The organism is Heyndrickxia sp. MSNUG, assembly GCF_049532715.1.
Lineage (GTDB): Bacteria > Bacillota > Bacilli > Bacillales > Cytobacillaceae > Mesobacillus.
In genome coordinates this window covers 2,875,757-2,902,372 of the sequence record NZ_CP150978.1, presented here as the reverse complement: position 1 = coordinate 2,902,372, position 26,616 = coordinate 2,875,757, and the positions used below count along the sequence as shown (strand labels likewise).

The window sequence follows — 26,616 nt, the reverse complement described above, 5'->3', positions numbered from 1 at the left end:
TCCATTAGCCAAAGCGTACGATTTGCTTGTACTATTTCTATTCGGGAATATGCAGGTGTACAACTTATTTTCCAAATAGGTTTAAAATTTGAACGAACTTACATAAAATTTTGTAGTGAAGCATATAATAGTAACTGTTGTTTAAGGGCAACGCTTGAGGGTTCTTCTTTGGTAAAAATAAGAAAGTGTGGTAAAATGAAATAGATATCAACTTTCGCATAATTCATTTATTATAAAAAGTTTAATTTTCGGGCTTTTTATAATGAATGAATTTTTTTATCAATGGATCGTCGATTACTTATATAGGAGCGTGAGGAAATGGCATTTGGCAGAAAACCACCTGAAGAGATCGTAACGGCTGAAACGAAAATATGGGTATGTACTTCTGATGATTGCAATTGCTGGGTTCGCGACAATTTTAAGAGCAGCAATGTCCCCGCTTGCCCAATTTGCAAAAGTGATATGGAACAGACAACAAAGGTATTGGAAGTAGTAAACAACCATAGCCAGAATCTGATTGGCTAAAATAGGGTCTTGATAACAGCTCGTGGATTATCCACGGGCTGTTTCTTTTTTCCTTCGCTGCCGGTTGCTATAAATTATTAACTTGTTAGTTTGTTTTTCTTGAAAAATTGCCTTTTTTATTATTAATTCAAAACTGATGATAATAAATCTTCTGTTATGCAGGCTGTTTTTACCGCTTATTCATAAAATACTTATTTGCTGTTGATTATAATTAGAAAGTGAAAGACTCCTTCCTAAAAACCTATCCTAAGGAGCTTTTAAAGTACAAGTTCCCGGTAGCGAATGCTATTTGTATGCTATTTAATTCAACCTCCTCTTTTAAACTTCCCTTCAAAAGAATATTCCTTGTGTCTGTTTTCTTTTAGTGAATTTGACTATTTATTCTTCTAAAATTAATTAATTTGTCCCATAGATTAGTAATCAGCTGATAGATACTAGTGGAATTTGTAGAAAAGAGGCGAATGCTTAGTTCAATAACATGGCATGACACATATAATTGCAGTACATATCAATTAATTTATTAGAGAGGGGAATTTAGTATGGATAAAATGAGCCGTCTATCATCAATGGTAGGTAGAACAGTACGCTTGGACAGGGGTGGTCCTGAGTCAAGATCAGGAAAAGTTTTGGCTGTACAGCCAGATCATCTAGTATTATATAACGAAGCGGAGGGAGTAATTTATTACAAAACAGAACATGTAAAAAGTGTAAGCTTGGATACTAAAGACTATTCTGATTTGACTCCAACGGCAGAGGGTTATATAAATCCAACTTTTATTAAAGAGGAAAGTTTTCAATCAGTTTTGGGAAATATGAAACACCGCTGGGTAAAAATTAATCGAGGCGGACCTGAATCAGTAGAAGGCATGTTAACTGAGATTTATGATGACTATCTATTATTAACTGTTAATAATGAGATTGTCAGTGTTTTCAATTTCCACATTCGCAGCATTAGCTATATGAGTGCAAATCAAAATAATGAAGCAGGCAAGCAAGAAAACCAGAATAAACAAAGCAGTCAATCAAATGAAGCTGGCCAAGCGCAAAGTGCTCAGCAAGAAAAATCAACAGATAAATCAACAGATAAATCAGCAGAAAAATCTAAAGAAAAATCAACAGAAAAATCTAAAGACAAGAACAAGAAAGATAAATAAGGAAGATATAATCAAACCCTTTGTTGATAGAGCATGAAAGATGAAAACAGATCCGAAGATTAGTTTATGAATGTATAAACTAGATTCGGATCTTTTTCTTTGGACAAACGTGGAAGTTTTAATAATAAGGCTAAAAGATTAGTACATAGAGCGCTTCCGTTACGTATCATGCAGTAACAAATATCTTCTATTGATAGATGCTGTGAGTCAATTATCTAGTTTGAATGTGGATTGGCAAAAATAGAAGAAGGAGGGCGGACAAGGTCCATTTCTGCTAGGACAACGCAATTGGAAAGCAGTGGATAGTCCTAGAATCTTTCACCGTTTAGGGACCTGAAATTGAAAGGGGGCGAAAAAATGTTAATAGGGTTATTTCTATTAGTTTGTGGCTGTTTATTATATGTTTTTATTAAACCAGCATCAGGCATTAATACGGAAGAGGGCACAATTGCAAGCGAAGTACCGTTTGGAGAAATTCTGCAATATGCAGAATTTAAAAGGAGAAGACGTCTTGTGCTCCCGAAGGGGTTTCCTAGTGAAAATACTGGATTAAGCCAGACTAGTTTGGACAGGGAGGCGAAGCAAAATGCTTAATCTGGAGTTTTCCCTGACAATAATCGTATTTGCTATTACTGTCTTATTCATTCTTTGGAGGCCATTTGGTATAAATGAATCTCTACCTACCATTTTAGGTGCAGCGATTCTATTTTTGGCAGGTATTGTTCCTCTTTTAGATATTTGGGGCATACTGGGAATGATTAGCGGTGCGACAATTACGATCTTGTCGACAATTGTCATGTCCATTGTTCTAGAAAGTATCGGTTTTTTTCGCTGGGCAGCATTTAATCTTGCCAGGAAAGCGAAGGGATCTGGAATCAGGCTCTACTGGTATATAAATTTACTCTGTTTTTTAATGACTATGTTTTTTAATAATGATGGAAGCATTCTGATTACGACTCCAATTATATTACAAACTCTAAATATATTAAAAGTAAAGCCTCATCAGAAGATATCTTATTTGCTTTCTGGTGCATTGATTGCGACAGCTTCTAGTGCACCTATTGGTGTGAGTAATCTAGCCAATTTAATTGCCTTAAATATAGTTGGACTTGATTTGAATACGTATGTAGCTTTGATGTTCATTCCATCGATGCTCGGAATCATAGCTATTACTTTTTTGTTTTACTTATATTTTAAGGAAAGTGTCCCAAAGAAAATACCTCAAATTTCACCTGAGTTGCTCGGTCATATGGTTACAAATGATCCTGCGCAAAAGCCATATCATCCCTTATCAAAGGTATCAAGCGAAGCGAACTTTATAGATTGGAAGTTGTTTAAAATCTCCATGGTGATTGTTGTCCTTACGAGAATTAGTTTTTTTGTACTTGCTCCGTTTCATATCCCTACAGAAATTCCTTCAATCATTGGTGCTTTACTGCTCATATCATTAAGATGGGCACATAAAGGAATTGGGCCAAAGGATATATTGAAAAAGACACCATGGCACATCATTTTTTTCGCTTTTGGAATGTATGTCATCATATATGGGCTTCATAATACGGGTTTTACGTCGATGACCGTAGAAAAATTGGGCTCTTCAGTGTCAGAAAACCGCTTTAATGCTATTTTTATCATGGGTTTGCTGCTTTCGGTCATGTCTAATTTATTCAACAATTTACCGTCAGTGATGATCGGTACAATTTCCCTAACTGAGATGGGACTTGATCCACAAACTTTACAAGTAGCCTACTTAGCCAACGTAATCGGCGCTGATATAGGGTCCTTGCTCCTGCCTATGGGGACACTGGCTTCGTTAATCTGGATGTTTATCTTGAAACAAAATAAAATCCCCTTATCATGGGGCCAATACTTGAAAGCAACTATTCTGGTAATACCTGCTGGTCTATTGATTAGTCTCTTTAGTTTATATGTCTGGACACAATGGTTACTAGGCTAAGGAAAGGAGGGAAAAATGAATGACTTTGTTAGCACAATATCATGGCAAGGAAGTTGAAGTTGAAATCTCAGGAGATAAGAAACATAAAGGAGTATTGATCGATTCGGGATTGGATATTTTAGTCATTTATAATGGAACGGATTTTATCTATATTCCTATTAACCACATGCAAAATTTCAAACTATCTGTTAAAAGTGAACAGGAAATTTCTGTTATTCCTGATATACCCATCATTAGTGAACAGGATATTTCGTACCGGAAGACTTTGACTAACGCCAAGGGGGTATTTGTTGAAATTTTTGTTACTGGAAATTTATCATTGCATGGATATATTACCAACATCCTTACAAACTATTTTGTCTTTTATTCCCCAGTCTACCAAACTATGTTTATTCCATTCTTCCATTTAAAATGGCTGATTCCATATCCTTATAACCAAACACCATATTCAATAGATAAGAAGCTGTTGCCAGTAAATCCGAGCGAGATGCCGCTTGCTCGGACTTTTGAAGAACAGTTAAAAAAATTAACAGGGAAAATTATCGTAATTGATTTAGGAAGTAACGGAAATAAAATTGGCCTGCTAAAAACGATTGAAAATAATATGATTGAGCTTATTACAGCCTGCGGATCCAAGTTATATTTCAATATCCATCATATTAAAACGGTTCACTATGTATAGCGGTGGATATTTCGGTAAATTCTGAGAAGGCTGTAAGACACCAATAAGTATAACAAAGGCAATAAAGAATGATACAGCAATTCAGAAAGCACAAACTTTTGTGCTCAGCTTGTCGACAAAGATCCAGTCACAGATCAGTTATTGAAAACCTGTTGACCTTCGTTTCAGGCGCGTAGACTCCTCCGAAAATGCTAACGCATTTCCATCGTGCGTGGGCGGATTCGAGGAAGCTATTCAATGTCCTGCGGGCTCAGCGCCAGCCCCGCGGAAAGCGAAGTGCCTGGAACGGAAATCAACAGACCTGTTTTACTTCCCAACCATGATGAAAAACCCTAGACAAGCTCGCTTTCATCGAGTTTGTCAACAGTCTGAGCACGAATTTTTGTGCTTTTTTCTTTGTGAATTAAGAAACATGACTTTTTAAATGATAGGTTTTTATAGATAGTATTGTTTTCAGAAAACAATCAAAAACGTTCAAATATGTGACTGATTTTATTTAAGTGTGATTGTTTTTGAAAGAAAATGATTGATTTTTGAAATCGATTACATTAATATGAAATTACGAAGCACATAGGAGGTAAGGCTCATGTTGACACCTGAGCGCCACCAGCTCATTTTACAATTAATTAAAGAAAAGCCAATCGTTAAAATACAGGAATTAGTTGATTTAACTGAAGCATCAGAGTCTACTATCCGACGTGACTTAACAGTCCTCGAAGAAGGAAAGTTCCTTAAAAGGGTTCATGGCGGGGCAGCAAGACTGAGAGGTAAGCTTCAAGAACCAAGTATGGTTGAAAAATCAGCCGAAAACCTTCAGGAGAAAAGGTTCATTGCTCAATATGCTGCGAGTTTTGTTGAAGAAGGGGACAGTATTTACCTTGATGCAGGCTCGACCATTCTGGAGATGCTCAATTTCCTTCCAGCAAAAGACATAGTAGTGGTGACGAATGGGCTTATGCATTTGCCACAACTTCTTGAAAGGAATATCGAAACATATGTCATTGGGGGCTATGCGAAGCCAAAGACAAATGCCATCATTGGAAGAGGCGCATTAGCCAGCCTCGAGCAATATCGATTCGATAAATGCTTTCTTGGTGTAAATGGAGTTCATCCAAATTCTGGCTATACCACACCTGATCAGGAAGAGGCAATGATCAAACAAAAAGCCATGTCATTGTCACGTGAGGTTTTTGTACTAGCGGACGATACGAAGTTCTCGGAAATCGCTTTTGCCAAAATAGCAGATTTACATGAAGCCACCATCATCACAAACACCTTGGATGATGAAATAAAAGGTCAATATACTAGTAAAACTTCAATAAAGGTTGTGACACCATGATTTACACATTAACGCTTAATCCTTCTGTAGATTACATTGTCGAAGCAGATGAAATCGTACTCGGTGAATTGAACAGAAGCAAAAATGAAGCGAAATTCCCAGGCGGGAAAGGAATCAACGTATCCCGAGTTCTACGCTCTATGGGAATGGAAAGCAAGGCTATTGGCTTTTTGGGGGGCTTTACTGGAAAATATGTCGAGGAATTTCTTAATAGGGAAGGAATTTACACAGGATTCATCAAAGTCGACGGGGACACGCGAATCAATATTAAACTGAAAGCAGATACAGAAACAGAAATCAATGCCCGCGGTCCTGAGATATCCTCTCTTTCATTAGGTTTATTGAAGGAGCAAATCAAACAAATTGGAAACGGAGATTTCCTCGTGCTTGCTGGAAGTATTCCATCGAGCATGCCAGGGACAATCTATGAGGAAATTGTCCGAATTTGCAAGGATACAGGCGCAGAAGTCATCGTAGATGCAGAAGGCGATTTGCTAAAAACGGTGCTCGAATATCGCCCATTCCTAATCAAGCCCAATCACCATGAATTAGGCCAGTTATTCAACACAGAGGTATCATCGACTGAAGAGGCAATTTTCTATGGGAAGAAGCTTATCGAAGCAGGAGCTAAAAATGTGATTGTATCTCTGGCTGAAAACGGAGCTGTATATATTAACGAATCCACAGCTTATACCGCATCTGTGCCAAAGGGAGAAGTCAAAAGCTCTGTTGGTGCAGGGGATTCTATGGTTGCAGGGTTCCTTTCTCGTTACATGAAAACTAAGGATCGCAAAGAAGCATTCCGTTACAGTGTCGCCTCAGGAAGTGCTACTGCCTTTTCCATTGGATTATGTACAGATGAAAAAGTAGAAAAGCTTTTGCCAGAAGTAAAAATACAAGAATGCTAGTGAAGGGGAAGAGAAATGAGAATTACAGAATTGCTTACTAAAGAGACGATTCTTTTAACAATGAAAGCAAACACAAAACTTGATGCAGTAGATGAGCTTGTAAGTGTTCTCGAAGGGGCAGGGAAGATTACTGACCGCACAACATTTAAGAACGCAATTTTAAAACGCGAAGAACAAAGTACAACAGGTGTAGGTGATGGAATTGCAATTCCACACGCAAAGACTTCCGTGGTAAAGGACGCTGCGATTGTTTTCGGCCGATCACAATCTGGAATCGATTACGAGTCTTTGGACGGCCAGCCAGTCCATCTTTTCTTCATGATCGCTGCTCCTGAGGGGGCAAACAATACCCACCTTGAAGCACTTGCACGTCTGTCTACGATTTTGATGAAAGCAGACGCCCGTGAAAAATTGCAGAGTGCTAAAAATGAGGATGAGGTATTAGAAATCATCAATAGCTATGACAAGGATGAGTCTGAAGAAAAAGTCGAGCGTACGAATAAAAAATTCATTGTAGCTGTTACAGCATGTCCTACAGGCATTGCTCATACGTATATGGCTGCAGACTCCCTTAAGGCAAAAGCAGCTGAAATGGGAGTGGACATCAAGGTTGAGACAAACGGATCCGGTGGCGCGAAAAATGTCCTTACTCCTTCTGATATTGAAAATGCTGAGGCAGTTATAATTGCGGCTGATACAAAGGTAGAAATGGAACGATTTGCAGGTAAACCGTTGATTGAGGTGCCTGTTGCTGACGGAATCAGGAGACCGAAGGACCTGATTGAGAAGGCTGTAAAAAAAGATGCCCCATTATATCAGGCATCAGGAAATAAAGGCCCTGAAAAGAAAGAAAGCCGTGGCGGTGTGTATAAACATTTAATGAATGGTGTATCTAATATGCTTCCATTTGTTGTCGGCGGCGGGATCTTAATCGCAATTTCGTTTATGTTTGGCTATAACGCGTTCAATCCTGAAGACCCAACTTATAATCCAATCGCTAAAGCTCTCATGGACATTGGTGGCGGAAGCGGGGCTTTTGGTCTGCTTGTACCAGTACTTGCAGGATTTATTGCCCTTAGCATTGCGGACAGACCAGGTTTTGCTCCTGGTATGGTAGGCGGTTTGCTTGCAGCTACTGGTGGTGCGGGCTTCCTAGGCGGATTGATTGCCGGTTTCCTTGCAGGTTACCTTGTTTTAGGCTTGAAAAAGTTATTTGCCGGTTTACCAAATTCTCTTGAAGGTATAAAGACCATTTTATTATATCCTTTGTTTGGTATTGCTTTGACGGGCTTCCTTATGGTTTTCCTCGTAAACAAACCAGTAGGTGCCCTGAATCAGGCTATCACTGATTGGCTCTCAGGACTTGGGACTGGGAATGCGGTGTTGCTTGGAATTGTGCTTGGATTAATGATGTCATTTGACATGGGCGGTCCAATTAATAAAGCTGCTTATGTATTCGGCACTGGCCTGCTTGCTAACGGAGTATATGAGCCGATGGCAGCGATTATGGCAGCAGGTATGGTACCTCCACTTGGTATCGCTCTTGCCACAACATTCTTTAAAAATAAATTTTCAAAGCAAGACCAAGATGCAGGGAAAGCTTGCTACATCATGGGACTTTCCTTCATAACTGAGGGTGCCATTCCTTTTGCGGCAGCAGATCCATTAAGGGTCATCCCTTCTGTAATGGCCGGCTCAGCAGTAGCAGGCGGACTTTCGATGATGTTCAACATTGGATTAAGAGCTCCACATGGCGGATTGTTCGTAGTGCCCCTTGTTGATGGGGCATGGTTATTATATCTTGCAGCTATCCTGTTGGGTGCTGCTGTAACAGCTATCCTGCTGGGAATCTTAAAGAAACCAGTCAACAACTAGAAAGCTAGCCGGCAGAAATAATCTGCCGGCTTTTTCCTTGTCAGAGTCTTTTTAAAGAATATTTATGCAATCCTGCAGATATGATTTTATGAGATGACTGAGAAGGGAGTAGGTGGAATGGTTCAAGACTTTAAGGAAGCTGCTCTATTTGAACATCGATTCTGGCTCCAGGTACTTGGTGACCATGCGAGATTTTTACACGCTGCACTAGCGCCTGTTGAAAAGGAAGAGATAGAGATCGCGCACTATTTCATTAATGCTTTTGACCGGCTTTTAGGAAGGATTGAGACTACAGATCTGGTCCATTTGAGTATGAGGGCAGATGAAGAGGCAAAGAAAATCCGAGAATTCAAACTGGAATTAATCGCAAAAATGCTCACAGGCAATGTGAAAATTCATTTTGGGCCTACTTTTGTCAATCATATGGTGAATGAGGTCGAAGAATATATTAGAGTACTAGAATACTTGAAAAAGGGTCAGATACCTCCTATTTTTCATGAACTTCACCATCATACCGTCTGGCTGCTGGACGCCGCAGGTCATGCGGGAGCCATTCAGAGTAATCTCGATCAGGTTGAAAAGCGATTAAAGGCAAGAAGTGAAAAATACATGAAGCATTTTGAAGATTTTTATTTGAAGGCAGTGGAAATGACAGGTTATCTGCGCACGAATTTAACAGCATTTCCTGCCCTTCAAAAAATGAATGCAGACGTTACATTGGAACTTCAGCTGTTCATGAAATTTTTGGATGAGTTAAAAGAACTTGAACTGACTGAGCAGGCTTTAGGCAGCTTTGCTCCATTAATGGCTGACCATATGTTCAGGGAGGAATGCTATTACTTAACAAAAGTTGGGGAAGCATCCTCTTTGCAGATGCCTGATTGTGATCCGGGAAAACCCAGAATAAAAGCGGAATAACTAGGGGGGATACTAGATCTTATGAAGGTAACATCTAGTATCTTAGCCCTAATTTTCCTAAAAATAGAACAGGTGTTCTTATTTTGGACAAGGTTATGTTATACTTAAATGGCAATAGTCGGATCTCAAGGGTGGTCGGCTAGCCCCGCTGAAAGGGGGTGATGCCTTTGACGCTGTTCGAGACCTTTATGGCTATGTTCACCTTTGCCAGTCTTGTCCTCGCAATATTAACATTTAGCCAAAAAAAATAGACCTCCCTTGATCTTATACTGAGGGAGAGGTCCAGCTAGTACTATGGCCGATCCTCCATGGGAAAGGCTATTGCAAAACTGCCGGTGGGCCAACACTGGCAGTTTTTTATCCATTTATTAATAAAAGAATACCATACCGGAAAGGCAATGTCACGGTAAGAACGTTCTTTTGCATGAGTCGGTTTGTGAATTGGCAATACTAAACTTGCCTTAACATAAGAGGATAAATGCAGAAGGAGTTGATTGTGGTTGCCAAAATGTCAATTAGTTTATGGCGATCTTTTTTTCGAGGATATTGGTGCTGGAGTGCCGATTATTTTTTTGCATCCGCCTGGTATGGGAAGAAAAGTGTTTCGTTTCCAAAAAGCATTGAGTAATAAGTATCGAGTGATTTTGCCTGACTTGAGCGGACATGGCGATTCCACAGCCCTTTCAAGTTCAGTGAGTATAAAGAAATACGCGGACGAAATCCTGCACCTTATAAATAGTTTAGGTGTTGAAAAGGTCGTACTTTGCGGTTATTCATCAGGAGGAAGCATCGCACAGGAATTTGCATTGACCTATCCTGTCCGGACTGCTGCAGTAATTCTTTCAGGTGGATTTGCAAAGGTGGAATCGCCTGCTCTAAAATATGAACATTTAATGGGTATGTTTTTTGTTAAAAATTCACCTAATATCCTGGCAAAGGTAATAGCCACTGCGCACACCCATGAGCAAGAATATCGTTTAGAATTGATTAATCATATGTTGAAAACCAACCGCGGCACGTGGTTTCATTTTTATCAAGAATCTCTGAACTACTCGTGCTTAGAGCGGTTAAAGGGCTTATCTGTTCCTTTGTTGCTGATCTACGGTTCAAGGGATTTTATAAACCAGCATCTCCGTACTTATGAGAGGGTATTGGCCGAATTTAAGACTGTTTTGATCCGGAAAGTTTCACATCAGGTTCCCGTGAAAAAATGGCTTGAATTTAACAGCGAAATAGCTAATTTTTTGGATAACCTCAAGTTGCAAAGATAAAACGCATTGGAGCCAGCCCAATGCGTTTACTTTACGCTCCCTTTTTATCGGGTTTAATTGCGATGAACGTTGCTAATGCAGCTGCGATGCTCAACGTTGTTAACAAAATGAAGATGATTTTACTTGAATTTTTCATTAATAATGCAATAACAGGAGGACCAGCTGCAACCCCAATAAATCTCATTGAACTGTAGATGGATGTAATAGTTCCCCGCTCCTCTTTCTCAATACTTTCAGTTATGAGCGCATCTAAAGGAGGGAGGCTTGCGCCGATTCCTATTCCAGCAATCAGAAACATTGTAATGATGAACCATAGCTCCTTCGAAAAGCTCAAAAGGGCAATGGCAATTCCTAATATAACTAAACTGCTGAATGTAATCCATTTCATCAAGACCATATTTTTTTTGATTTTCTTCCCTGTTATAAAGGAAGACAGGCAAAGGGCGCCTAAGGGCAGTGCCAATAGCAAACCTTTTCGCAGATCCTTGATTCCATACTTGTTTTCCAGAATATCTGAAAGATAAAACAATACCCCGAATAGTACAAACATAACAATGACGCCAATAAAAAAGATGGCGTAAAGCCAACGGCCATTTTCGGTAAAGATCAATTTGACTTTCTTTAAAAAGTCTTTAAAAGGCAAAGGTTTTTCTTTCTTTTTAGGGCTCCTTACCATAAAAATCATCATGACAATGGAAATCGCACAAAAAACTGGTATGGATAAAAACGGAAGGAACCAGATAAACCCAGCCAGGAAGGAGCCTAAGACTGGACTTAGAACCTTACCAAGTGTATTGGCTGTTTCTATTTCACCTAGTACGCCACTTACCTCGTCATCATTCTTAAACATGTCTCCTACCAATGGCAAAACAATCGGGAATGCCCCTGCTGCACCAACACCCTGCAGCGCTCTGCCAATAAGAACAATCCAATAACCGTCATTCATTTTCCATGCAGCCCATCCTGAGATAAGACCGCCAATTCCAGTAATGATAAGACTCGGAATGATTACTTTTTTTCTGCCAATATGATCTGACAGGTAACCCGCAATTGGAATTAGAAAGATTGCTACAATGGAGTATACGGTTATGATTAAAGAAGACTGAAATGCGGAAATCCCCATTTTACGTTCCATAACTGGAAGTACGGGTATAAGCATTGAATTTCCAAGTGTCATGACTAATGGAATAGATGAGATTGAAATGATGGCCCACTTCTGGTTATTAACATTATCCTTTTCGGAATCCTTTTCTTTCTTACCCTGGATTCCTTCAGATTTTGGAAACAAGTTTTCAATATAATTCATGTCCGAAACCTGCCTTTTTTCAAACTATTTTTAGTGTGAGCTTTTGTGAGGGGAAAAACAGATGTTTTTTTATGGTAAAACCTAATAGTAAAATTTGGTGGAAAACGATAAAATGAATGAATGACTACGAGGAGGATACAGGAGAATGGCTCAGATTTTATTTTTAAATGTTGGTTTGCCAGAGGTAAAGAACTGGAATGGTACACAGGAACAGTCAGCAATCGCAAAAAAAGGAGTGTCCGAAGCCTTCCTTTCTATTGAGGCACTTCAAGGAGATGGAGTTGCAGCTACAGAATATCACGGGGGACCAGACAGAGCTGTTTGTTTTTACCCTGTAGAGCATTATTCTCAGTGGTCACTTGAATTTGGCAAGGACCTCAATGCCCCCTCTTTTGGCGAAAATATTACAGCTCCAGGAATGAAAGAAGCTGATGTATATATTGGAGATATTTATCGTCTTGGAGACGCGATTGTGCAGATTTCTCAAGGTAGAATCCCATGCTCTAAAATTTCGAAAAACAATGACACCCATCAGCTGTTAAAAAGGGTTGTCGAAACTTGTTATACAGGCTATTTCTTTAGGGTGCTTGAAGAAGGGGTGGTTTATTCCGATTCAGGAATTAACCTGCTGGAGAGAAAGCAAAATAGCTTCTCTGTTTTACGTGCAAATGAATTATTCTTTCATCAAAAAAACGATTATGATGCATTTGGAAAATTACTGGAGGTTAATGAATTGGCGGAGGATTGGAAACAAAATCTCCAAGGACTCTTAAAACAGAAAAATCGAAAAAAATAAATTTTATTTGACTTTTAGAATTAATCGTTTTATTATAAAAAACAATATAACGTATAGCGTTGACGAAGAGTAGTAACTGAAACGGGTACTTCAGAGAGCTGATGGGTGGTGAGAATCAGCGTGGCTGTTACAGCGAATGGACTTCCGAGCTTCCAAACCGAACCCCATCGGGCAGTAGGCTTTGGCGAAAAGGCCTTATCGTTACAAAAGGCAGGCATTAAGCATTCTTTCATGCTCGATGCTGTTAAGTGAGCCGAATTTCGGCTAAACAAGGTGGCACCACGGGTCTCTCGTCCTTATTTATATAAGGCGGGGGACCCTTTTTGTTTTGATTCATCTTTTATCGTCAATGATTTAGAGTTTTTCATTGGGAAGGTTGAGGCGCACATAGAACGTAACCAAGAAAAAACGGTTCTTGGTGGTACTAAACGAGCAAAATGTATAGGCTCTCTTAAGAATAAAAAGGTGTTCCAAAGAAATTTTTCAAAGAAGCACCAATCTAAAAAAAGTGCGTGAAATTCCAAGAATAAACGAATGTGAAATAGCTTTTATAAAACTTAATATTATTAACTCGATGAGCAAGAAGAGTAAGCAGAGGATTTTCGGTACAGAGAGCTGGGTATGGTGAGAACCGGCGCGAACATCCCTGCCGAATGGCCTTGCGAGAGGCAGCTTGAAATGCAGTAGGGCTGCCCGGGATTCCGCCGTTAAAAGGATAGGGTATACCGAAAATCCATTTGATTTTTCCTGTACCTGAAGAGAGGGAGCTTTATCTGCTCCAATATGAGGTGGCACCGCGGTCCAATCGTAATCGTCCTCTATACAGCACAATATTTGTGCATGTATAGGGGACTTTTTTATTTTCAAGGCTCTGCTAAACAAGGCTGTTGATTTTCGTCCCAGGCGCTTCGCTTTCCGCGGGGCTGGAGCTGAACCAGAAGGAGTCTGCGTGCCTTCCACTACATCAACAGGGTATTAAATATCTACATTCCAGCTTAAACAGAGCTATTTCCAAAAGGAGGATATCAATGAACATACAAACCCATGAACTGATGATAGAAGAGCTTGAAGGAGATACAGTAACGCCAATTTCTTTATACCAAAGAATTTCCGGCAACAAAAAGTTTCTATTGGAGAGTTCTCATAAACATGAAGAATCAGGACGGTTCTCATTTATTGGCAGCAACCCCGTTTTTGAGCTAATCAGCACGAACGGGAAAACAATTGTTAAAAACGAGAAAGGCAATATTCAAGAAATAGGGAGTTTTACCGAAGCTCTACAGCAATATGTGCCTCAAATTGAGAACAAATTGGATATACCATTTATCGGAGGCGGTGTTGGATTTATTGGCTATGATTTCATAAGGAATTATGAGGATATTGGGACGTTGCAGGAAGACACGATTGGGATGCCTGATGCCCATCTAATGATTTTTGATCACGTTATCGTGTGCGATCATTTAAAACAAAAATTATATCTAATTGGTATTCCCATCTCTAATCAATCAACAGAAGATCTCGTTTATAGGCTTAAAAAGCGAAGAGAGGAGATTCATACACCAGCAAAAATATCAACGGAAGGGTATTATTCCGTAACTGATTTCAAATTTTCAAAGTCGAAGGAAGAATTTACAGAATTGGTTGCAATGGCTAAGGAACTAATTGAAGCAGGTGAAATATTTCAGGTTGTATTATCGCGTAGGCTGATTGCAAAAGCAGAAGGGGACCCATTTAACTTTTACCGGAGATTACGAGTCAATAATCCATCACCATATATGTATTTTTTAGACTTTAATGATTACGCAGTGGCTGGGTCTTCCCCTGAAAGCCTGGTGAAGTATCATTCAGGAACCATATTAACCAATCCAATAGCTGGCACGAGACCGAGAGGGACTTCATTCGAAGAAGATGAAACTTTAGAGTCTGAATTACAGAATGATGAAAAAGAGCTGGCAGAGCACAAAATGCTTGTAGATCTTGCCAGGAATGACTTGGGGAGAGTATGCGAAATAGGCAGTATAGAGATTAAAAAATTTATGGATGTCGAAAGGTTTCAGTTTGTGATGCATCTTGTTTCAGAAGTGCGAGGTAAATTGCTTGACTCAATCCATCCGATTGAAGCACTTGCCTCCTGTCTCCCGGCTGGAACGGTATCTGGAGCACCAAAAATACGTGCTATGCAAATTATCAACAAGCTTGAAAGTGAGAAAAGAGGAGTCTATTCAGGCGCGATAGGATATTTTTCTGCCTGTGGAAGCATGGACTTTGCCCTTGCAATCAGAACGATGGTTGTCAAGGATGGCTTGGGATATTTCCAGGCTGGAGCCGGAATCGTTTATGACTCTGATCCACAGAAAGAATTTGAAGAAACGAATCACAAATTAAAAGCTCTTTTGGAGGCAGCAAATGATTCTGCTAATAGATAATTATGATTCTTTTACCTTTAATCTTTATCAATATTTAAGTGAACACGGCTGGGACGTAACAACTGTTAGGAATGACAAAATATCCCTTACCCAAATCGAGCAAATGGCTCCGGATGGCATCGTTCTATCCCCAGGTCCTGGAAGGCCAGAACAAGCTGGGATATGTGTAGAAGTGATAAGAAGATTCGCTCCGGAAATCCCCATTCTTGGTATTTGTCTCGGCCATCAGGCAATTGGATATGCATTTGGAGGGTCAGTGATCAGGGCGAATAAAATCATGCATGGCAAAGTATCAAAAATCAAACATAATGAATCGATCCTGTTCAGTTCATTGCATCAGTATATCGAGGTAATGAGATATCACTCTCTTGTAATTGATCGTGAAACGTTGCCTGAAGATTTTGAGGTTCTTGCAGAATCAATGGATGATCGCGAAATCATGGCAATCAAGCATAAACGGTATCCGCTGTTTGGTCTGCAATTCCATCCTGAATCGATAGGAACGAAAAGCGGTAAAAAAATTCTAAAGAATTTCCTAGATGAAATCAGAAAGGGGAAAAAGGTATATGAAATTTTATCTTGAAAAGTTACTCGGAAAAAAATCGCTAGCAGAAAATGAAATGGAAGCTGCTGTTCAGGAATTTTTCACACAAGACATTAGTGATAGTGAAATTGCTGCTTTCCTAACGGGGTTGAAGGCAAAAGGGGAAACTGCCGATGAGATTTCGGGACTTGTTAAAGAAATCATAAAACATTCTATGAATTTCACTAAGAACCTTCCAGGTGTCCTTGATAACTGTGGGACTGGGGGGGATGGATCAAAAAGCTTCAATATCAGTACAACGTCAGCGTTTGTGATTGCCGGTGCAGGAGTTACGGTTGCTAAACATGGAAATAGGAGTGTTTCGAGTAAAACTGGCAGTGCTGATGTACTGGAAGAACTCGGAATTCGTCTTGACTTAGATACAGAATTAATTGAAGAAATTTTAGAAGCTAACGGTATAGCATTTCTTTTCGCTCCCCATATCCATCCAAAATTAAAGCAAATTATGAAGGTGCGAAGAGAATTGAAAATCCCAACAATTTTCAATCTCATTGGACCTCTCACGAATCCAGTTAACCTGGATTATCAGATGCTTGGAATCTATAGGAGAGATTTGCTTGATCAATTTGCTCAAGTCCTTGCCAATCTTGGCAGGAAGAGAGCTGTTGTTATAAATGGAGCAGGTCAAATGGACGAAGCTTCGCTGGCGGGAGAAAACGAACTCGTTATATTAGCTGATGGGAAACTGAAAAGGCTGAAGCTCCATCCTGAGGAATTAGGTATGCGGGTTTATGACAACACCCATATACTCGGCGGCGATGCCGGGGAAAATGCAGAAATATTAACGAGGATTTTAAAAGGCAGAAAAGGTCCTCAGCGAGATACCGTGCTTTTGAATGCTGGAATTGGAATTTTTACAGCAGGCAAGGCTGATTCCATATTAGAGGGAATTGCCCTTGCGGCAGAAAGTATTGATTCGGGAAGAGCGCTGGCAAAGCTTGAGAATTTAAAAGCGCTAAGCAACAGAACAAGAAAGGCGGTGGGATAATGGAGGGCACAATTCTCGAGAGAATTATCGAGCGAAAAAGAATAGAAGTAGAAGAACGTAAATTATCTAAGCACGAATTACATCAACCCTTCTTTAAACCACGATCCCTTATAGAGAAGTTAAGCAACACAGAGGAAGTAGCCATTATTTCTGAATTCAAGAGGGCGTCTCCTTCGAAAGGAGACATTAATCTTCAGCTGATGCCGGCAGAGCAAGCAAAGCTTTATGCAGGGGCGGGTGCCTCGGCAATTTCCGTCTTAACGGATGAAATCGGCTTTAAAGGTACTTTTTCTGATCTCAAAAAAGTACGAGAGGCAGTTGACATTCCGATACTATGCAAGGATTTTATCATCGATAAGTTCCAAATCGATCTTGCCAGGTATTCAGGTGCAGATGTGATATTGCTGATAGCTGCTGCTCTTTGTAAAGAAGAATTGGGTCTGCTGCATGGGTATGCATCATCTGTAGGGTTGGAATGCCTGGTGGAAATTCATGATGAAAAAGATCTTGAAAAAGCGGTTGAATTGAATGCACCCCTGATTGGCATAAACAATCGTGATTTAAAAACCTTTCAAGTCAACCTTGAAGCGACAATGAAATTGGGACCACTTGTTAAGAAGTCGGGTGCATTTTTGATCAGTGAGAGTGGCATGAAAACAAGAGAGGATGTCCAAACAGCTGCAATAGCAGGTGCGAACGGAGTATTGGTAGGCGAGACATTCATGAAATCACTTGATGTTGAGCGGACTTTTATGGAATTCAAGGTTCCTATCGGAGGCTATTGATATGAAGGTGAAGATTTGTGGAATTAAAAGTCAGGAAGCAGCTAAATTTGCTGTAGAGCATGGAGCAGATGCTATTGGGTTTGTTTTTGCCAAAAGTAAAAGGCAAATTCCTGTAATGGATGCTAAGGAAATTATTAATGAACTTCCGGCATCTGTCTGGAAAGTTGGGGTCTTTGTGAATGAAGATGCTGAAACAATCGTGCAAACAGCAAAGACAGCAGGCCTGACACATATTCAGCTTCATGGTGAAGAGCAAATGGAGGCTTATGAAAATATCGATTTACCGATTATTAGATCTGTTTCAGTTTCACCAGGCGAGGAATTAACAAGGGTTAAGAAATTAAAGGCAAATTTTGTGCTGCTGGACAGCCCGCCTGAAAAGTTTCATGGAGGAAATGGCATGAGTTTCAATTGGAACCTTGCAGAAGGGATAGGAGCCTTCCAGCAAAATGTAATCCTTGCGGGTGGCCTCAATGGTGACAATGTTCAAGCAGCGATTAGCAAAATCCAGCCTTTTATGGTCGATGTAAGCAGTGGTGTGGAAACGGATGGGCAAAAAGATTTGTCAAAAATCAAGGATTTTATAAATAAAGCAAAAGGAATAGAGGAGGAATAAGGAATGGAGATAAGTACTTATAGTATGCCAGATGAAAAAGGTCATTTTGGAAAATATGGCGGAAGATTTGTTCCTGAGACGCTGATGCAAGCAGTGTTAGAACTAGAACAAGAATATAATCGGGCTAAAGAAGATGAGAGTTTTCGTGTCGAATTGAATCAGCTAATGAGAGATTATGTCGGAAGGGAGACTCCGTTATTTTTTGCTGAAAACCTCACCAAACATGCTGGAGGGGCAAAAATCTATCTAAAAAGGGAAGACCTGAACCATACAGGGGCTCATAAGATTAATAACACCGTTGGTCAGGCATTATTGGCTGTAAGAATGGGAAAGAGAAAAATTGTTGCTGAAACAGGAGCTGGACAGCATGGTGTTGCGACCGCAACAGTATGTGCATTGATGAATCTTGAATGTGTGATTTTTATGGGGAAAGAGGATATTAAGCGGCAGCAGCTAAACGTTTTTAGGATGGAACTTCTAGGGGCCAAAGTTGTCAGCGTAGACGCTGGCAGCGGTACTTTAAAAGATGCAGTGAATGAAGCCCTGCGCTATTGGGTATCAAACGTCCGGGACACCCATTACATCCTTGGTTCTGTGATGGGGCCACATCCATTCCCAATGATGGTTCGTGATTTTCAGAGTGTAATAGGAAGAGAAACAAAGCAGCAGTTTTTGGAGCGAGAAGGGAAACTGCCCGATGCGCTGGTAGCATGTATTGGTGGCGGTAGTAATTCGATTGGGATGTTCTATCCCTTCTTAAAAGATGAAACTGTGAGTATCTTTGGAGTTGAGGCAGCTGGATTGGGATTGACTACAGAAAAACACGCTGCCTCGCTTGCAAAAGGAAATCCTGGTGTACTGCATGGTGCGATGATGTATCTTTTGCAGGATGAAGATGGACAAATACAAGAAGCCCATTCGATATCGGCTGGTTTGGATTATCCAGGAATCGGACCTGAACATAGCTATTTGCATGATATAAACAGAGTAAAGTACGAGGCTGTCACAGATGTAGAAGCACTTAATGCATTCAAACTTCTATCAAGACTTGAAGGAATCATTCCTGCCCTAGAGAGTGCGCATGCGGTGGCATACGCTGTGAAGCTCGCAGGTGATCTGAACGAAAACAAGAGCGTGGTTGTTTGTTTGTCAGGCCGCGGTGATAAAGATGTTCATACAATTCAGGATAGAGCAGGGGGAGTAAGTAATGGATCAAATTCAAACAGCTCTTACTAATAAAGGGAAAAAAGTATTTGTTCCATATATAATGGCAGGCGATGGTGGGCTGGAAAGCCTAAGGGAGAAATTATTGTTCTTACAGGATAGCGGTGCAGATGCGATTGAAATAGGCATTCCGTTTTCTGACCCTGTTGCGGATGGGCCGACCATACAAAGAGCAGGTATCCGTGCATTAAAGGAAGGAACGACATTAAAGAAAGTCTTGAATACTCTTAAAACATATAAAGACGAAGTAAGTGTTCCGCTCATCTTGATGACCTATTTAAATCCGCTCATCGCTTACGGCTATGAACAATTTGCTGATGATGCTCAAAAAGCAGGCGTTGCCGGCTGCATTATTCCTGATCTGCCTATTGAAGAGGAAGCATTAATTGTGCCCTTTCTGGATAAAGAAAGTCTCACACTTATTAGATTGGTAACATTAACTACTCCAATTGAAAGAATAAGGGAGATTGCGGGAAAGTCTGAAGGGTTCATCTATGCTGTTACCGTGACAGGAACAACCGGTACACGGAATGAATTCAGCAGCAATCTTGCTGGATTCCTAAAAACAGTTAAAAGTCTGAGTTCAGTACCTGTTTTGGCGGGATTCGGAGTATCTAATAAAGAGCAGATACAAGAAGTGTGCAAGTATTGCGATGGGGTAATCGTTGGCAGTAAAGTGATTGATCTTTTTGAACAAGAGAAATATGAAGAGATTCAAAATTTAATCCATGCTGCTGAAATGGTGAATAAATAGAAACGATAGCCGCTGTCCGAAGACAGCGGCTATTCCTTATCTGCTGTAACACATACTGTGAGGACAGGCCTAACTTTTTTATACGAAACTACAGGATGCTTGAAACCAGATTGAAGCAAGTCTTGCTTGATTTTCTCACCAAGCTTTCTAGCTGTATGATCTGTTGAACCCTCTTCTCTGGGCTGGACCGTGAGCACGATTTTCCCGCCTTTATCAATTAAGGTATGAATGTGGTTTAAAGATTGAAGAGGCTGATCCCATAATGGATAGTTATTAACAGAGAGTATTTTGGTGTAATGCTGTTCTGGCTGGAAACTGACTATATCACCCTTTGCAAGTTTTAACTTTCCAGTTTGGATCCATTTCTGGTTTCTTTTTGATGCTTCCTCTAGCATTTTTTCTGATAGGTCAATGCCATCTACCTCGATTAAAGGGTATTCTTTTAGCATTGTTTTGATTCCGTATCCTGGACCGTAACCTATCTCAAGAATACGGTCTCTTTTTTGAATCTGCAGATTCTTAATACTCCATCTATTTATTTTACGGTTCTCAAAGTACATGATTGTTCCTGCAAGCTTGCCAAGTAAGCCTTTAGGTTTTTCAAATTGCTTCGCCATTGAATCGATCATTGTGTACACTCCTGTATGTTTAATATCATGGTTCTACCGTTATAAAAAGCTTACTTTATCATTTATTCCTTTTTTCTTGATTTCAAAACCTTTTGTTGCCTATACTTTTCCCTTAATCCGTGACCTTATAAAAGTATTAGTTTTTTTATGGGAATATTCAGTTATTTTAGGAATTATTTCTCGGGAAAGCGCAGGATAAGACAAAATAAAACAAGTTGCTGCCGGAAGTTGCAAATCCTGACCTTTTTTGTCAAATACTTTTATAAGCCGGTCCTTAGATTTTCCCACTGATGAGACCGCTTTTCGGTGCTGATCATGAGGAAATAACCGCAATGTGTAGTTTTAGTGAAGTTTGCAAGAACCACAGTTGGCTTTTTAATAAAGCAAAAAGGAGTAATTATTTGAACAGTAAGATTTGTTACAGTAAAAAAAAGTGATTGTTGTTTATACTTAATTTATGGAATTCGAAAATAAGGCATTAAAAAGAAATTTATTAACAATAGATTTAGTTTTTTGCAATAAACATTTATTTGTTCATAAAGGAAGATGAAAGAGATGAAAATCTATGAAGCAATTTTCGATATACTAGTAAAGATGGGAACTGCGACAATTCCTGTCATTTACAAGGAAATGATAGAACAGCAAACAAGTTATCTACGGACAGAAGAGCAAATTGTTGAGCAAGCATTTATAAGATCGTTGATCAGTAAAAATAAAGAGATATTTTCACTGAAGGATGGCATCGTATCAATAAGGCCTGAACGTGAGCCGTTAATGCTGACTGTCGTTCTGTATGGATATCCGGGTCCCGAGCGGAGAATAAAAGTGGATTTTAGAAAGAATAGTTTCACTTATTTTGAATGGCATTTGGATTCCCTTTCCCAAGATTCATTTATTGCACCCCAGCCTGGAAGCGTGGAGCACTTCAAAAAGCAGCTATACTCATTTAATTGCTGGGAATGGCAGGAAGATTACCAGGCAGAGGGAATTATTGTTGATGGAACAACCTGGTCTGTAAAACTTGAAACTAGGGGAAATAAGTATGAAAGTGGCGGAATTGATTCTTTCCCAAAGGAATGGATAGACTTCTGCCGCGCAATCAGCACTTTGATTGGCAAAGAATTCCCGTGTGGACCGCATGCTTGATGCTATGTGGTCTTTTTTTTATTTCTGCCTCAAATATGGTAGGATAAAGAGAATACAAGATATTAAAAGTGAAAATCAGGCCCATTTTCGATAAAATAGGAAGATGGCGGTTTCACTTTTCGACCATGGAGGTCAAGCAGAATAATGAAGGACATATCAGTACAAGAATTTTTAAACTCAAATCAATTTATCCCAGTAGATGTAAGGGCACCAATAGAACACCATGAATCAGCCATTCCTGGGTCGGTCAATATCCCGTTGTTTTCCAATGAAGAAAGAAAAGAAATAGGAACAATATATAAACAATTAGGGGAAGAAGCTGCAAAGTGGCGAGCGATGGAAATTGTTTCACCGAAACTGCCCCAATTGCTCAGTGATATAAAGGACCTTAAGAAAACTGGGGCTGAACCTGTGGTTCATTGCTGGAGAGGCGGGATGAGAAGCCGGTCCGTTGCCTCGTTTTTGGAATACGCAGGGATTCCATCATTCCGTCTTGAGGGTGGATACAAAGCTTATAGGGAGTATATTTTAGAACAAACCCCAAAGCTGCTCCCTGAAAAAGCAGTTGTTTTGCATGGCATGACTGGGACGGGGAAAACGGAGATTTTACACACTCTGCAGAAGAAAGGCTTTCCAGTAGTTGATTTGGAAAAAATGGCTAATCATCGTGGTTCAATTTTTGGGATGATTGGCATGGGAGAAGGCCATAACCAAAAGACCTTCGATGCGCTTCTTTTCGATCGGTTGAATGAAATAAAGGGCTCAGAATATTTTATAATTGAGGCAGAAAGCAAAAGAATCGGCCGTGCCGCCCAGCCGGATGAACTTCTGGAAAAAAAGGTGAATGGTATCCACTTCCTAATCAAGAGTTCAATTCCGAAAAGAGTGGAAAGGATCTTTAATGAGTATGTATTGCCATTCAAGGAACAGGAATGGTTTGAAACAGAAGTAAATGAAAAAGTCTCTAAACTTCTTAAGAGAATCAGAAAACAGGATATTGCTGCCTCACTAGAAAGTGCGCTCATACATCGGGAATATAAGGAATTAATAGAAATCCTGCTTGTACACTACTATGATCCGAGATATGAACATGCGCTGCAGGAATATAATGGGTCATTTATAGAACTTGATGGGGACGATCCAGCTGCAATTGCGGAACTGGAAAAAACTTTGCAAATTCGATTTTCTGATTCGACAGCGGTTTAGATTCTTTAAAAAAAGGATATGTAAAAGGGAGAGCATTTTAACGGTGCTTTCCCTTTATTTTGTCATTAAACACTAAAAAATCTGAATAATTAATATATTGTTAAGAAGGAGAATAAGAAATAGGAGGAGGATGTATGAGCGAATCGAAAAATGGCTATCACCGCTTATCACTTTATGAAGAGAATGTGGGATTCACTACAAATGACGGAGTGGATATTTTTAATGCTGGAACAAGATTCCAAAAATCTATAACGTGCGTTCATACAGAATTGCCAGTGGATTCAAGCGAGCTGATTGCAGCAAACCAAATTGAAAAACGGAACAATTTATTTGCCCCTAAAAACATGTATGTGACCCTAATGAGCCTTTAATGGACAAAAACCGGATTAACCGGTTTTTTTTTTGTCCCAATTTCACTTCTGAAACTTTTTTACTATAGCATTAATCAGAGATCTAGTTTTCACTATTATGGTAGTCAAAACCTTTGGTTAAATGGAAGTATCATGTTAAAATAATATTGTAACCGTTTTATAATCTGAATAATAATATGATTCTTGGAATTTACCGTTATTTTTAGATTGCTCAGGGTAACAGATAATTAAACGCTGTTTTCGATTGGAAAATGGCTAATTAAATGACTTTAGATTTGGTAAGGGGGTTTTATTTTGACGAAGCCAATTGCCGGCAATGGATCAGAATGGCCAGGATTTTATGGTCCCAACCAGGGGTATGTTGAGGAACTATATGAAATGTTCCTTGACGATCCCACATCAGTAGAGCCGGAAATAAGAGAATATTTTGATCAGCATGTTAACCGAGAGTCCGCTCATTCAACAAAACCATCTGTATCTATTACCTCAGGTAATGAAGTGATTTCACCAGCAACAATTGCTAATGCCCTAAGATATGCTGATTATATCCGGTCATACGGACATTTATACGCAAAGATTTATCCATTGCCTTTTAATACAAACGATACTAAGCTAAATGATCTGGAAAAGTGGGGTTTAACAGAATCTGATTTGCTGAACATCCCTGTAAGCCTTATATGTCCAAATGCACCAGAAGGTATTAAAAATGGCTTAGAAGCATTTGATCACTTAAGAAAAGTATATTCCCACACAATCGCCTATGAATTCCATCATGTTAATGAAATGACGGAAAAAGATTGGCTGAGGCAGAAGGTTGAATCGGGACAATTAATTCCTAATCTTGAAAACAACAGAAAAATCGGTCTGTTTGAGCGTTTAACAGAAGTAGAGAGCTTTGAAAAATTCCTGCATCGCACTTTTGTAGGACAGAAGAGATTTTCGATTGAAGGTTTGGATGCAATTGTGCCGCTTCTTGACGAAGTGGTAGCGGATGCAGTTAACAATGGAGTGGAAACCATTAACATTGGAATGGCACACCGAGGTAGATTAAATGTTCTTGCCCATGTATTAGGCAAGCCATATGAGATGATCTTTGCAGAATTCCAGCATGCACCTAATAAAGAGCTAGTCCCTTCAGAAGGTTCGATTGGAATCAATTTTGGCTGGACTGGTGATGTTAAATACCATCTCGGACTTGACCGGAAAATTAAATCGGAAAGTACTGCTAATGCAAGGCTGACATTAGCTAATAATCCAAGCCACCTTGAATTTGCAGGGGCAGTAGTTGAAGGATTTACGAGAGCAGCCCAGGATGACCGGAGCCTGCGGGGGTATGCGCAATATAATCCTGTAAAAGCACTTGCAATCCTTATCCATGGTGATGCAGCGTTTCCGGGACAAGGAATTGTCGCAGAAACGTTAAATTTAAGCCGCCTGAATGGTTACAAAACAGGAGGAACCATCCATGTGATTGCCAATAATACGATTGGTTTTACAACAGAATCCATGGACTCCCGTTCTACGCGTTATGCAAGTGATCTTGCTAAAGGATACGAAATTCCAATCATCCATGTAAACGCCGACGATCCAGAAGCATGTATAATGGCAGCACGTCTAGCATTTGAATATCGTGCAACGTTCGGTAAGGACTTTTTAATCGATTTGATTGGTTATCGCCGTTTCGGACATAACGAAATGGATGAACCGATGACGACAAATCCTGCTATGTATAAGCTTGTTAACAATCATCATACAGTTAAAACACTTTATGGTGATAAACTTTTACAGGAAGGTGTTTTGTCAGAACAGAGATACTCAGATATTGAGAAAAGTATCTCAGCTAAGCTGTCTGGCGCATATGAAAAGGTTCCGAAAAAAGAGCAGGAAGTCCGGGCTGAACCTGATATCCCTGAAGTGATTGAAATGGGAATTCCACAGATTGATACAAGCGTGCCATTGGATTCATTAAGGAAAATTAATGAAGAACTGCTGAAATGGCCGAAAGGATTTAATGTCTTCAATAAGCTTGAGAAAATTTTACAGCGCAGGAAAGATGCTTTATCAGAAAATGGAAAAATTGATTGGGGACTTGCAGAAACGCTGGCCTTTGCTTCTATAGTTGAAGATGGAACTCCAGTAAGGCTGACTGGCCAGGACTCTGAACGTGGAACATTCGCCCAAAGAAATCTGGTTTTACATGACAGTGAAACGGGAGAGCAGTTTTCTCCCCTCCATAATCTGCCTGACGCAAAGGCATCCTTTTCAGTTCACAATAGTCCTTTATCAGAAGCGGCTGTTGTCGGTTTTGAATATGGCTATAACGTCTTTGCTCCTGAAACGCTTGTACTATGGGAAGCACAATATGGTGATTTTGCAAATGCGGCTCAGGTACTATTTGATCAATTTGTAGCCGCTGGCCGAGCTAAATGGGGACAAAAATCCGGGCTTGTCATGCTTCTGCCGCATGGATATGAAGGACAGGGACCTGAGCACTCAAGCGGCAGAGTTGAACGCTTCTTAACGCTTGCAGCGGAGAATAACTGGACAGTTGCAAACCTATCTTCTGCAGCACAGTATTTTCATATTCTAAGGAGACAAGCTGCAATCTTAAAGCAAGAGGCAGTCCGTCCGCTTGTCTTGATGACTCCGAAGAGTTTGTTAAGAAATCCATTAGTTGCAGCATCTCCCGAACAATTAAGTGAAGGCAGCTTTATGTCCATTTATGAACAGCCAGGGCTTGGAGAAAATCCTGACCTAATCAAGAGAGTTGTATTGTGCACTGGCAAAGTAAGCATTGATCTTGCGGAGAAAATTGATCAAGCAAATCATAATTGGCTGCATGTATTAAGAATCGAAGAAATATATCCTTTCCCGATGGATTCGCTAAAAGAAAAACTAAAACTCTACCCAAATCTTGAAGAGATTTTCTGGGTCCAGGAAGAACCAAAAAATATGGGAGCCTGGACATTCGTTGAACCAAGAATAAATGAGGCAGCACCAAATGGAATAACCGTTTCTTATATAGGACGCAGAAGACGTTCCAGTCCTGCTGAAGGGGATCCAAATATTCATAAGCTAGAGCAGGCAAGAATTGTGAACGATGCATTGACAAGGACGAATGGAGGAGGAATTTAAA

24 protein-coding genes and 2 other annotated features are annotated in these 26,616 nt (G+C 39.9%); of the genes, 22 read left to right on the top strand and 2 right to left on the bottom strand.

Translation table 11 applies throughout. From position 1 onward, the window contains the following. Positions 1-318: 318 nt before the first annotated feature. The 10 genes from AABM38_RS14495 (at position 319) to AABM38_RS14450 (ending at position 10,629) form a co-directional block, all read left to right on the top strand. Positions 319-525 (top strand): cold-shock protein, encoded by a 207-nt coding sequence (locus AABM38_RS14495; protein WP_207499575.1) that lies wholly within the window; start codon positions 319-321, stop codon positions 523-525. Positions 526-1,064: 539 nt separating this feature from the next. Next, complete coding sequence (locus AABM38_RS14490) at positions 1,065-1,679, top strand: hypothetical protein (RefSeq protein WP_423407073.1); 615 nt, start codon at positions 1,065-1,067, stop codon at positions 1,677-1,679. A 357-nt stretch (positions 1,680-2,036) separates the two neighbouring features. Then, on the top strand, positions 2,037-2,273 hold the full coding sequence (locus AABM38_RS14485) for a hypothetical protein (RefSeq protein ID WP_423407072.1): 237 nt from the start codon (positions 2,037-2,039) through the stop codon (positions 2,271-2,273). After that, positions 2,266-3,636: an arsenic transporter gene (locus AABM38_RS14480; protein ID WP_423407071.1), complete on the top strand. Its 1,371-nt coding sequence runs from the start codon at positions 2,266-2,268 to the stop codon at positions 3,634-3,636. The genes AABM38_RS14485 and AABM38_RS14480 overlap by 8 nt, the downstream gene beginning before the upstream one ends. A 19-nt stretch (positions 3,637-3,655) precedes the next feature. Further along, positions 3,656-4,318: a DUF2642 domain-containing protein gene (locus AABM38_RS14475; protein WP_423407070.1), complete on the top strand. Its 663-nt coding sequence runs from the start codon at positions 3,656-3,658 to the stop codon at positions 4,316-4,318. 586 nt (positions 4,319-4,904) lie between these two features. Further along, entirely contained in the window at positions 4,905-5,657 is a 753-nt protein-coding gene (locus AABM38_RS14470; RefSeq protein WP_423407069.1) for a DeoR/GlpR family DNA-binding transcription regulator, read from the top strand. Next, the gene (gene pfkB, locus AABM38_RS14465) at positions 5,654-6,565 is read left to right on the top strand and encodes a 1-phosphofructokinase (RefSeq protein WP_423407068.1); all 912 of its coding nucleotides are present in this window, start codon (positions 5,654-5,656) and stop codon (positions 6,563-6,565) included. The genes AABM38_RS14470 and pfkB overlap by 4 nt, the downstream gene beginning before the upstream one ends. Before the next feature lie 15 nt (positions 6,566-6,580). Beyond that, positions 6,581-8,440: a PTS fructose transporter subunit IIABC gene (locus AABM38_RS14460; RefSeq protein ID WP_423407067.1), complete on the top strand. Its 1,860-nt coding sequence runs from the start codon at positions 6,581-6,583 to the stop codon at positions 8,438-8,440. Positions 8,441-8,557: 117 nt separating this feature from the next. Then, positions 8,558-9,358: a DUF2935 domain-containing protein gene (locus tag AABM38_RS14455; RefSeq protein WP_423407066.1), complete on the top strand. Its 801-nt coding sequence runs from the start codon at positions 8,558-8,560 to the stop codon at positions 9,356-9,358. Between the two features lie 500 nt (positions 9,359-9,858). Continuing rightward, entirely contained in the window at positions 9,859-10,629 is a 771-nt protein-coding gene (locus AABM38_RS14450; RefSeq protein ID WP_423407065.1) for an alpha/beta fold hydrolase, read from the top strand. 31 nt (positions 10,630-10,660) lie between these two features. On the opposite strand, the gene AABM38_RS14445 is transcribed toward AABM38_RS14450, so the two are convergent. Beyond that, positions 10,661-11,935 (bottom strand): MFS transporter, encoded by a 1,275-nt coding sequence (locus AABM38_RS14445; protein ID WP_423407064.1) that lies wholly within the window; start codon positions 11,933-11,935, stop codon positions 10,661-10,663. A 145-nt stretch (positions 11,936-12,080) separates the two neighbouring features. On the opposite strand from AABM38_RS14445, the gene AABM38_RS14440 reads away from it, so the two are divergent. From AABM38_RS14440 to trpA, 8 genes are all read left to right on the top strand, one after another. After that, complete coding sequence (locus AABM38_RS14440) at positions 12,081-12,731, top strand: MOSC domain-containing protein (protein ID WP_423407063.1); 651 nt, start codon at positions 12,081-12,083, stop codon at positions 12,729-12,731. 50 nt (positions 12,732-12,781) lie between these two features. After that, positions 12,782-13,032, top strand: a binding site (T-box leader). Between the two features lie 264 nt (positions 13,033-13,296). Then, positions 13,297-13,553: a binding site (T-box leader), on the top strand. A gap of 206 nt (positions 13,554-13,759) precedes the next feature. Continuing rightward, positions 13,760-15,157: an anthranilate synthase component I gene (trpE, locus tag AABM38_RS14435; RefSeq protein WP_423407062.1), complete on the top strand. Its 1,398-nt coding sequence runs from the start codon at positions 13,760-13,762 to the stop codon at positions 15,155-15,157. Then, positions 15,138-15,740 carry an anthranilate synthase component II gene (locus tag AABM38_RS14430; protein WP_423407061.1) on the top strand — a complete coding sequence of 201 codons (603 nt, stop codon included), beginning with the start codon at positions 15,138-15,140 and terminating at the stop codon, positions 15,738-15,740. Before trpE ends, AABM38_RS14430 begins: the two co-directional genes overlap by 20 nt. Continuing rightward, on the top strand, positions 15,724-16,749 hold the full coding sequence (gene trpD / locus AABM38_RS14425) for an anthranilate phosphoribosyltransferase (RefSeq protein WP_423407060.1): 1,026 nt from the start codon (positions 15,724-15,726) through the stop codon (positions 16,747-16,749). Before AABM38_RS14430 ends, trpD begins: the two co-directional genes overlap by 17 nt. Then, positions 16,749-17,534 (top strand): indole-3-glycerol phosphate synthase TrpC, encoded by a 786-nt coding sequence (trpC, locus tag AABM38_RS14420; RefSeq protein WP_423407059.1) that lies wholly within the window; start codon positions 16,749-16,751, stop codon positions 17,532-17,534. Before trpD ends, trpC begins: the two co-directional genes overlap by 1 nt. Before the next feature lies 1 nt (position 17,535). Next, positions 17,536-18,150, top strand: a complete 615-nt coding sequence (locus tag AABM38_RS14415) for a phosphoribosylanthranilate isomerase (protein ID WP_423407058.1) — start codon at positions 17,536-17,538, stop codon at positions 18,148-18,150. A gap of 3 nt (positions 18,151-18,153) precedes the next feature. Continuing rightward, the gene (gene trpB, locus AABM38_RS14410) at positions 18,154-19,386 is read left to right on the top strand and encodes a tryptophan synthase subunit beta (RefSeq protein WP_423407057.1); all 1,233 of its coding nucleotides are present in this window, start codon (positions 18,154-18,156) and stop codon (positions 19,384-19,386) included. After that, positions 19,358-20,128 carry a tryptophan synthase subunit alpha gene (gene trpA / locus AABM38_RS14405; RefSeq protein WP_423407056.1) on the top strand — a complete coding sequence of 257 codons (771 nt, stop codon included), beginning with the start codon at positions 19,358-19,360 and terminating at the stop codon, positions 20,126-20,128. Before trpB ends, trpA begins: the two co-directional genes overlap by 29 nt. Before the next feature lie 29 nt (positions 20,129-20,157). On the opposite strand, the gene AABM38_RS14400 is transcribed toward trpA, so the two are convergent. After that, the gene (locus AABM38_RS14400) at positions 20,158-20,757 is read right to left on the bottom strand and encodes a methyltransferase domain-containing protein (protein ID WP_423407055.1); all 600 of its coding nucleotides are present in this window, start codon (positions 20,755-20,757) and stop codon (positions 20,158-20,160) included. Positions 20,758-21,312: 555 nt separating this feature from the next. Between AABM38_RS14400 and AABM38_RS14395 the strand changes: the two genes are divergently transcribed. The 4 genes from AABM38_RS14395 to sucA all read left to right on the top strand — a co-directional run bounded on the left by AABM38_RS14395 (position 21,313) and on the right by sucA (position 26,615). After that, positions 21,313-21,903 (top strand): hypothetical protein, encoded by a 591-nt coding sequence (locus AABM38_RS14395; protein WP_423407054.1) that lies wholly within the window; start codon positions 21,313-21,315, stop codon positions 21,901-21,903. A gap of 144 nt (positions 21,904-22,047) precedes the next feature. Beyond that, complete coding sequence (mnmH, locus tag AABM38_RS14390; protein ID WP_423407053.1) at positions 22,048-23,109, top strand: tRNA 2-selenouridine(34) synthase MnmH; 1,062 nt, start codon at positions 22,048-22,050, stop codon at positions 23,107-23,109. Positions 23,110-23,243: 134 nt separating this feature from the next. Continuing rightward, positions 23,244-23,480 (top strand): hypothetical protein, encoded by a 237-nt coding sequence (locus tag AABM38_RS14385; RefSeq protein WP_423407052.1) that lies wholly within the window; start codon positions 23,244-23,246, stop codon positions 23,478-23,480. A gap of 378 nt (positions 23,481-23,858) precedes the next feature. Continuing rightward, on the top strand, positions 23,859-26,615 hold the full coding sequence (gene sucA, locus AABM38_RS14380) for a 2-oxoglutarate dehydrogenase E1 component (RefSeq protein WP_423410746.1): 2,757 nt from the start codon (positions 23,859-23,861) through the stop codon (positions 26,613-26,615). Position 26,616 lies beyond the last annotated feature (1 nt).

Coding starts and splice junctions, on each gene's coding strand:
- pfkB (WP_423407068.1), top strand. CDS start 5,654: ATGATTTACACATTAACGCTTAATCCTTCTGTAGATTACATTGTCGAA.
- trpA (WP_423407056.1), top strand. CDS start 19,358: ATGGATCAAATTCAAACAGCTCTTACTAATAAAGGGAAAAAAGTATTT.
- AABM38_RS14485 (WP_423407072.1), top strand. CDS start 2,037: ATGTTAATAGGGTTATTTCTATTAGTTTGTGGCTGTTTATTATATGTT.
- AABM38_RS14475 (WP_423407070.1), top strand. CDS start 3,656: ATGACTTTGTTAGCACAATATCATGGCAAGGAAGTTGAAGTTGAAATC.
- AABM38_RS14470 (WP_423407069.1), top strand. CDS start 4,905: ATGTTGACACCTGAGCGCCACCAGCTCATTTTACAATTAATTAAAGAA.
- AABM38_RS14430 (WP_423407061.1), top strand. CDS start 15,138: ATGATTCTGCTAATAGATAATTATGATTCTTTTACCTTTAATCTTTAT.
- AABM38_RS14445 (WP_423407064.1), bottom strand. CDS start 11,935: ATGAATTATATTGAAAACTTGTTTCCAAAATCTGAAGGAATCCAGGGT.
- trpC (WP_423407059.1), top strand. CDS start 16,749: ATGGAGGGCACAATTCTCGAGAGAATTATCGAGCGAAAAAGAATAGAA.
- mnmH (WP_423407053.1), top strand. CDS start 22,048: ATGAAGGACATATCAGTACAAGAATTTTTAAACTCAAATCAATTTATC.
- AABM38_RS14455 (WP_423407066.1), top strand. CDS start 8,558: ATGGTTCAAGACTTTAAGGAAGCTGCTCTATTTGAACATCGATTCTGG.
- trpD (WP_423407060.1), top strand. CDS start 15,724: ATGAAATTTTATCTTGAAAAGTTACTCGGAAAAAAATCGCTAGCAGAA.
- trpE (WP_423407062.1), top strand. CDS start 13,760: ATGAACATACAAACCCATGAACTGATGATAGAAGAGCTTGAAGGAGAT.
- trpB (WP_423407057.1), top strand. CDS start 18,154: ATGGAGATAAGTACTTATAGTATGCCAGATGAAAAAGGTCATTTTGGA.
- AABM38_RS14440 (WP_423407063.1), top strand. CDS start 12,081: ATGGCTCAGATTTTATTTTTAAATGTTGGTTTGCCAGAGGTAAAGAAC.
- AABM38_RS14490 (WP_423407073.1), top strand. CDS start 1,065: ATGGATAAAATGAGCCGTCTATCATCAATGGTAGGTAGAACAGTACGC.
- AABM38_RS14395 (WP_423407054.1), top strand. CDS start 21,313: ATGAAAATCTATGAAGCAATTTTCGATATACTAGTAAAGATGGGAACT.
- AABM38_RS14400 (WP_423407055.1), bottom strand. CDS start 20,757: ATGATCGATTCAATGGCGAAGCAATTTGAAAAACCTAAAGGCTTACTT.
- AABM38_RS14480 (WP_423407071.1), top strand. CDS start 2,266: ATGCTTAATCTGGAGTTTTCCCTGACAATAATCGTATTTGCTATTACT.
- AABM38_RS14495 (WP_207499575.1), top strand. CDS start 319: ATGGCATTTGGCAGAAAACCACCTGAAGAGATCGTAACGGCTGAAACG.
- AABM38_RS14460 (WP_423407067.1), top strand. CDS start 6,581: ATGAGAATTACAGAATTGCTTACTAAAGAGACGATTCTTTTAACAATG.
- AABM38_RS14415 (WP_423407058.1), top strand. CDS start 17,536: ATGAAGGTGAAGATTTGTGGAATTAAAAGTCAGGAAGCAGCTAAATTT.
- sucA (WP_423410746.1), top strand. CDS start 23,859: ATGTTCCTTGACGATCCCACATCAGTAGAGCCGGAAATAAGAGAATAT.
- AABM38_RS14385 (WP_423407052.1), top strand. CDS start 23,244: ATGAGCGAATCGAAAAATGGCTATCACCGCTTATCACTTTATGAAGAG.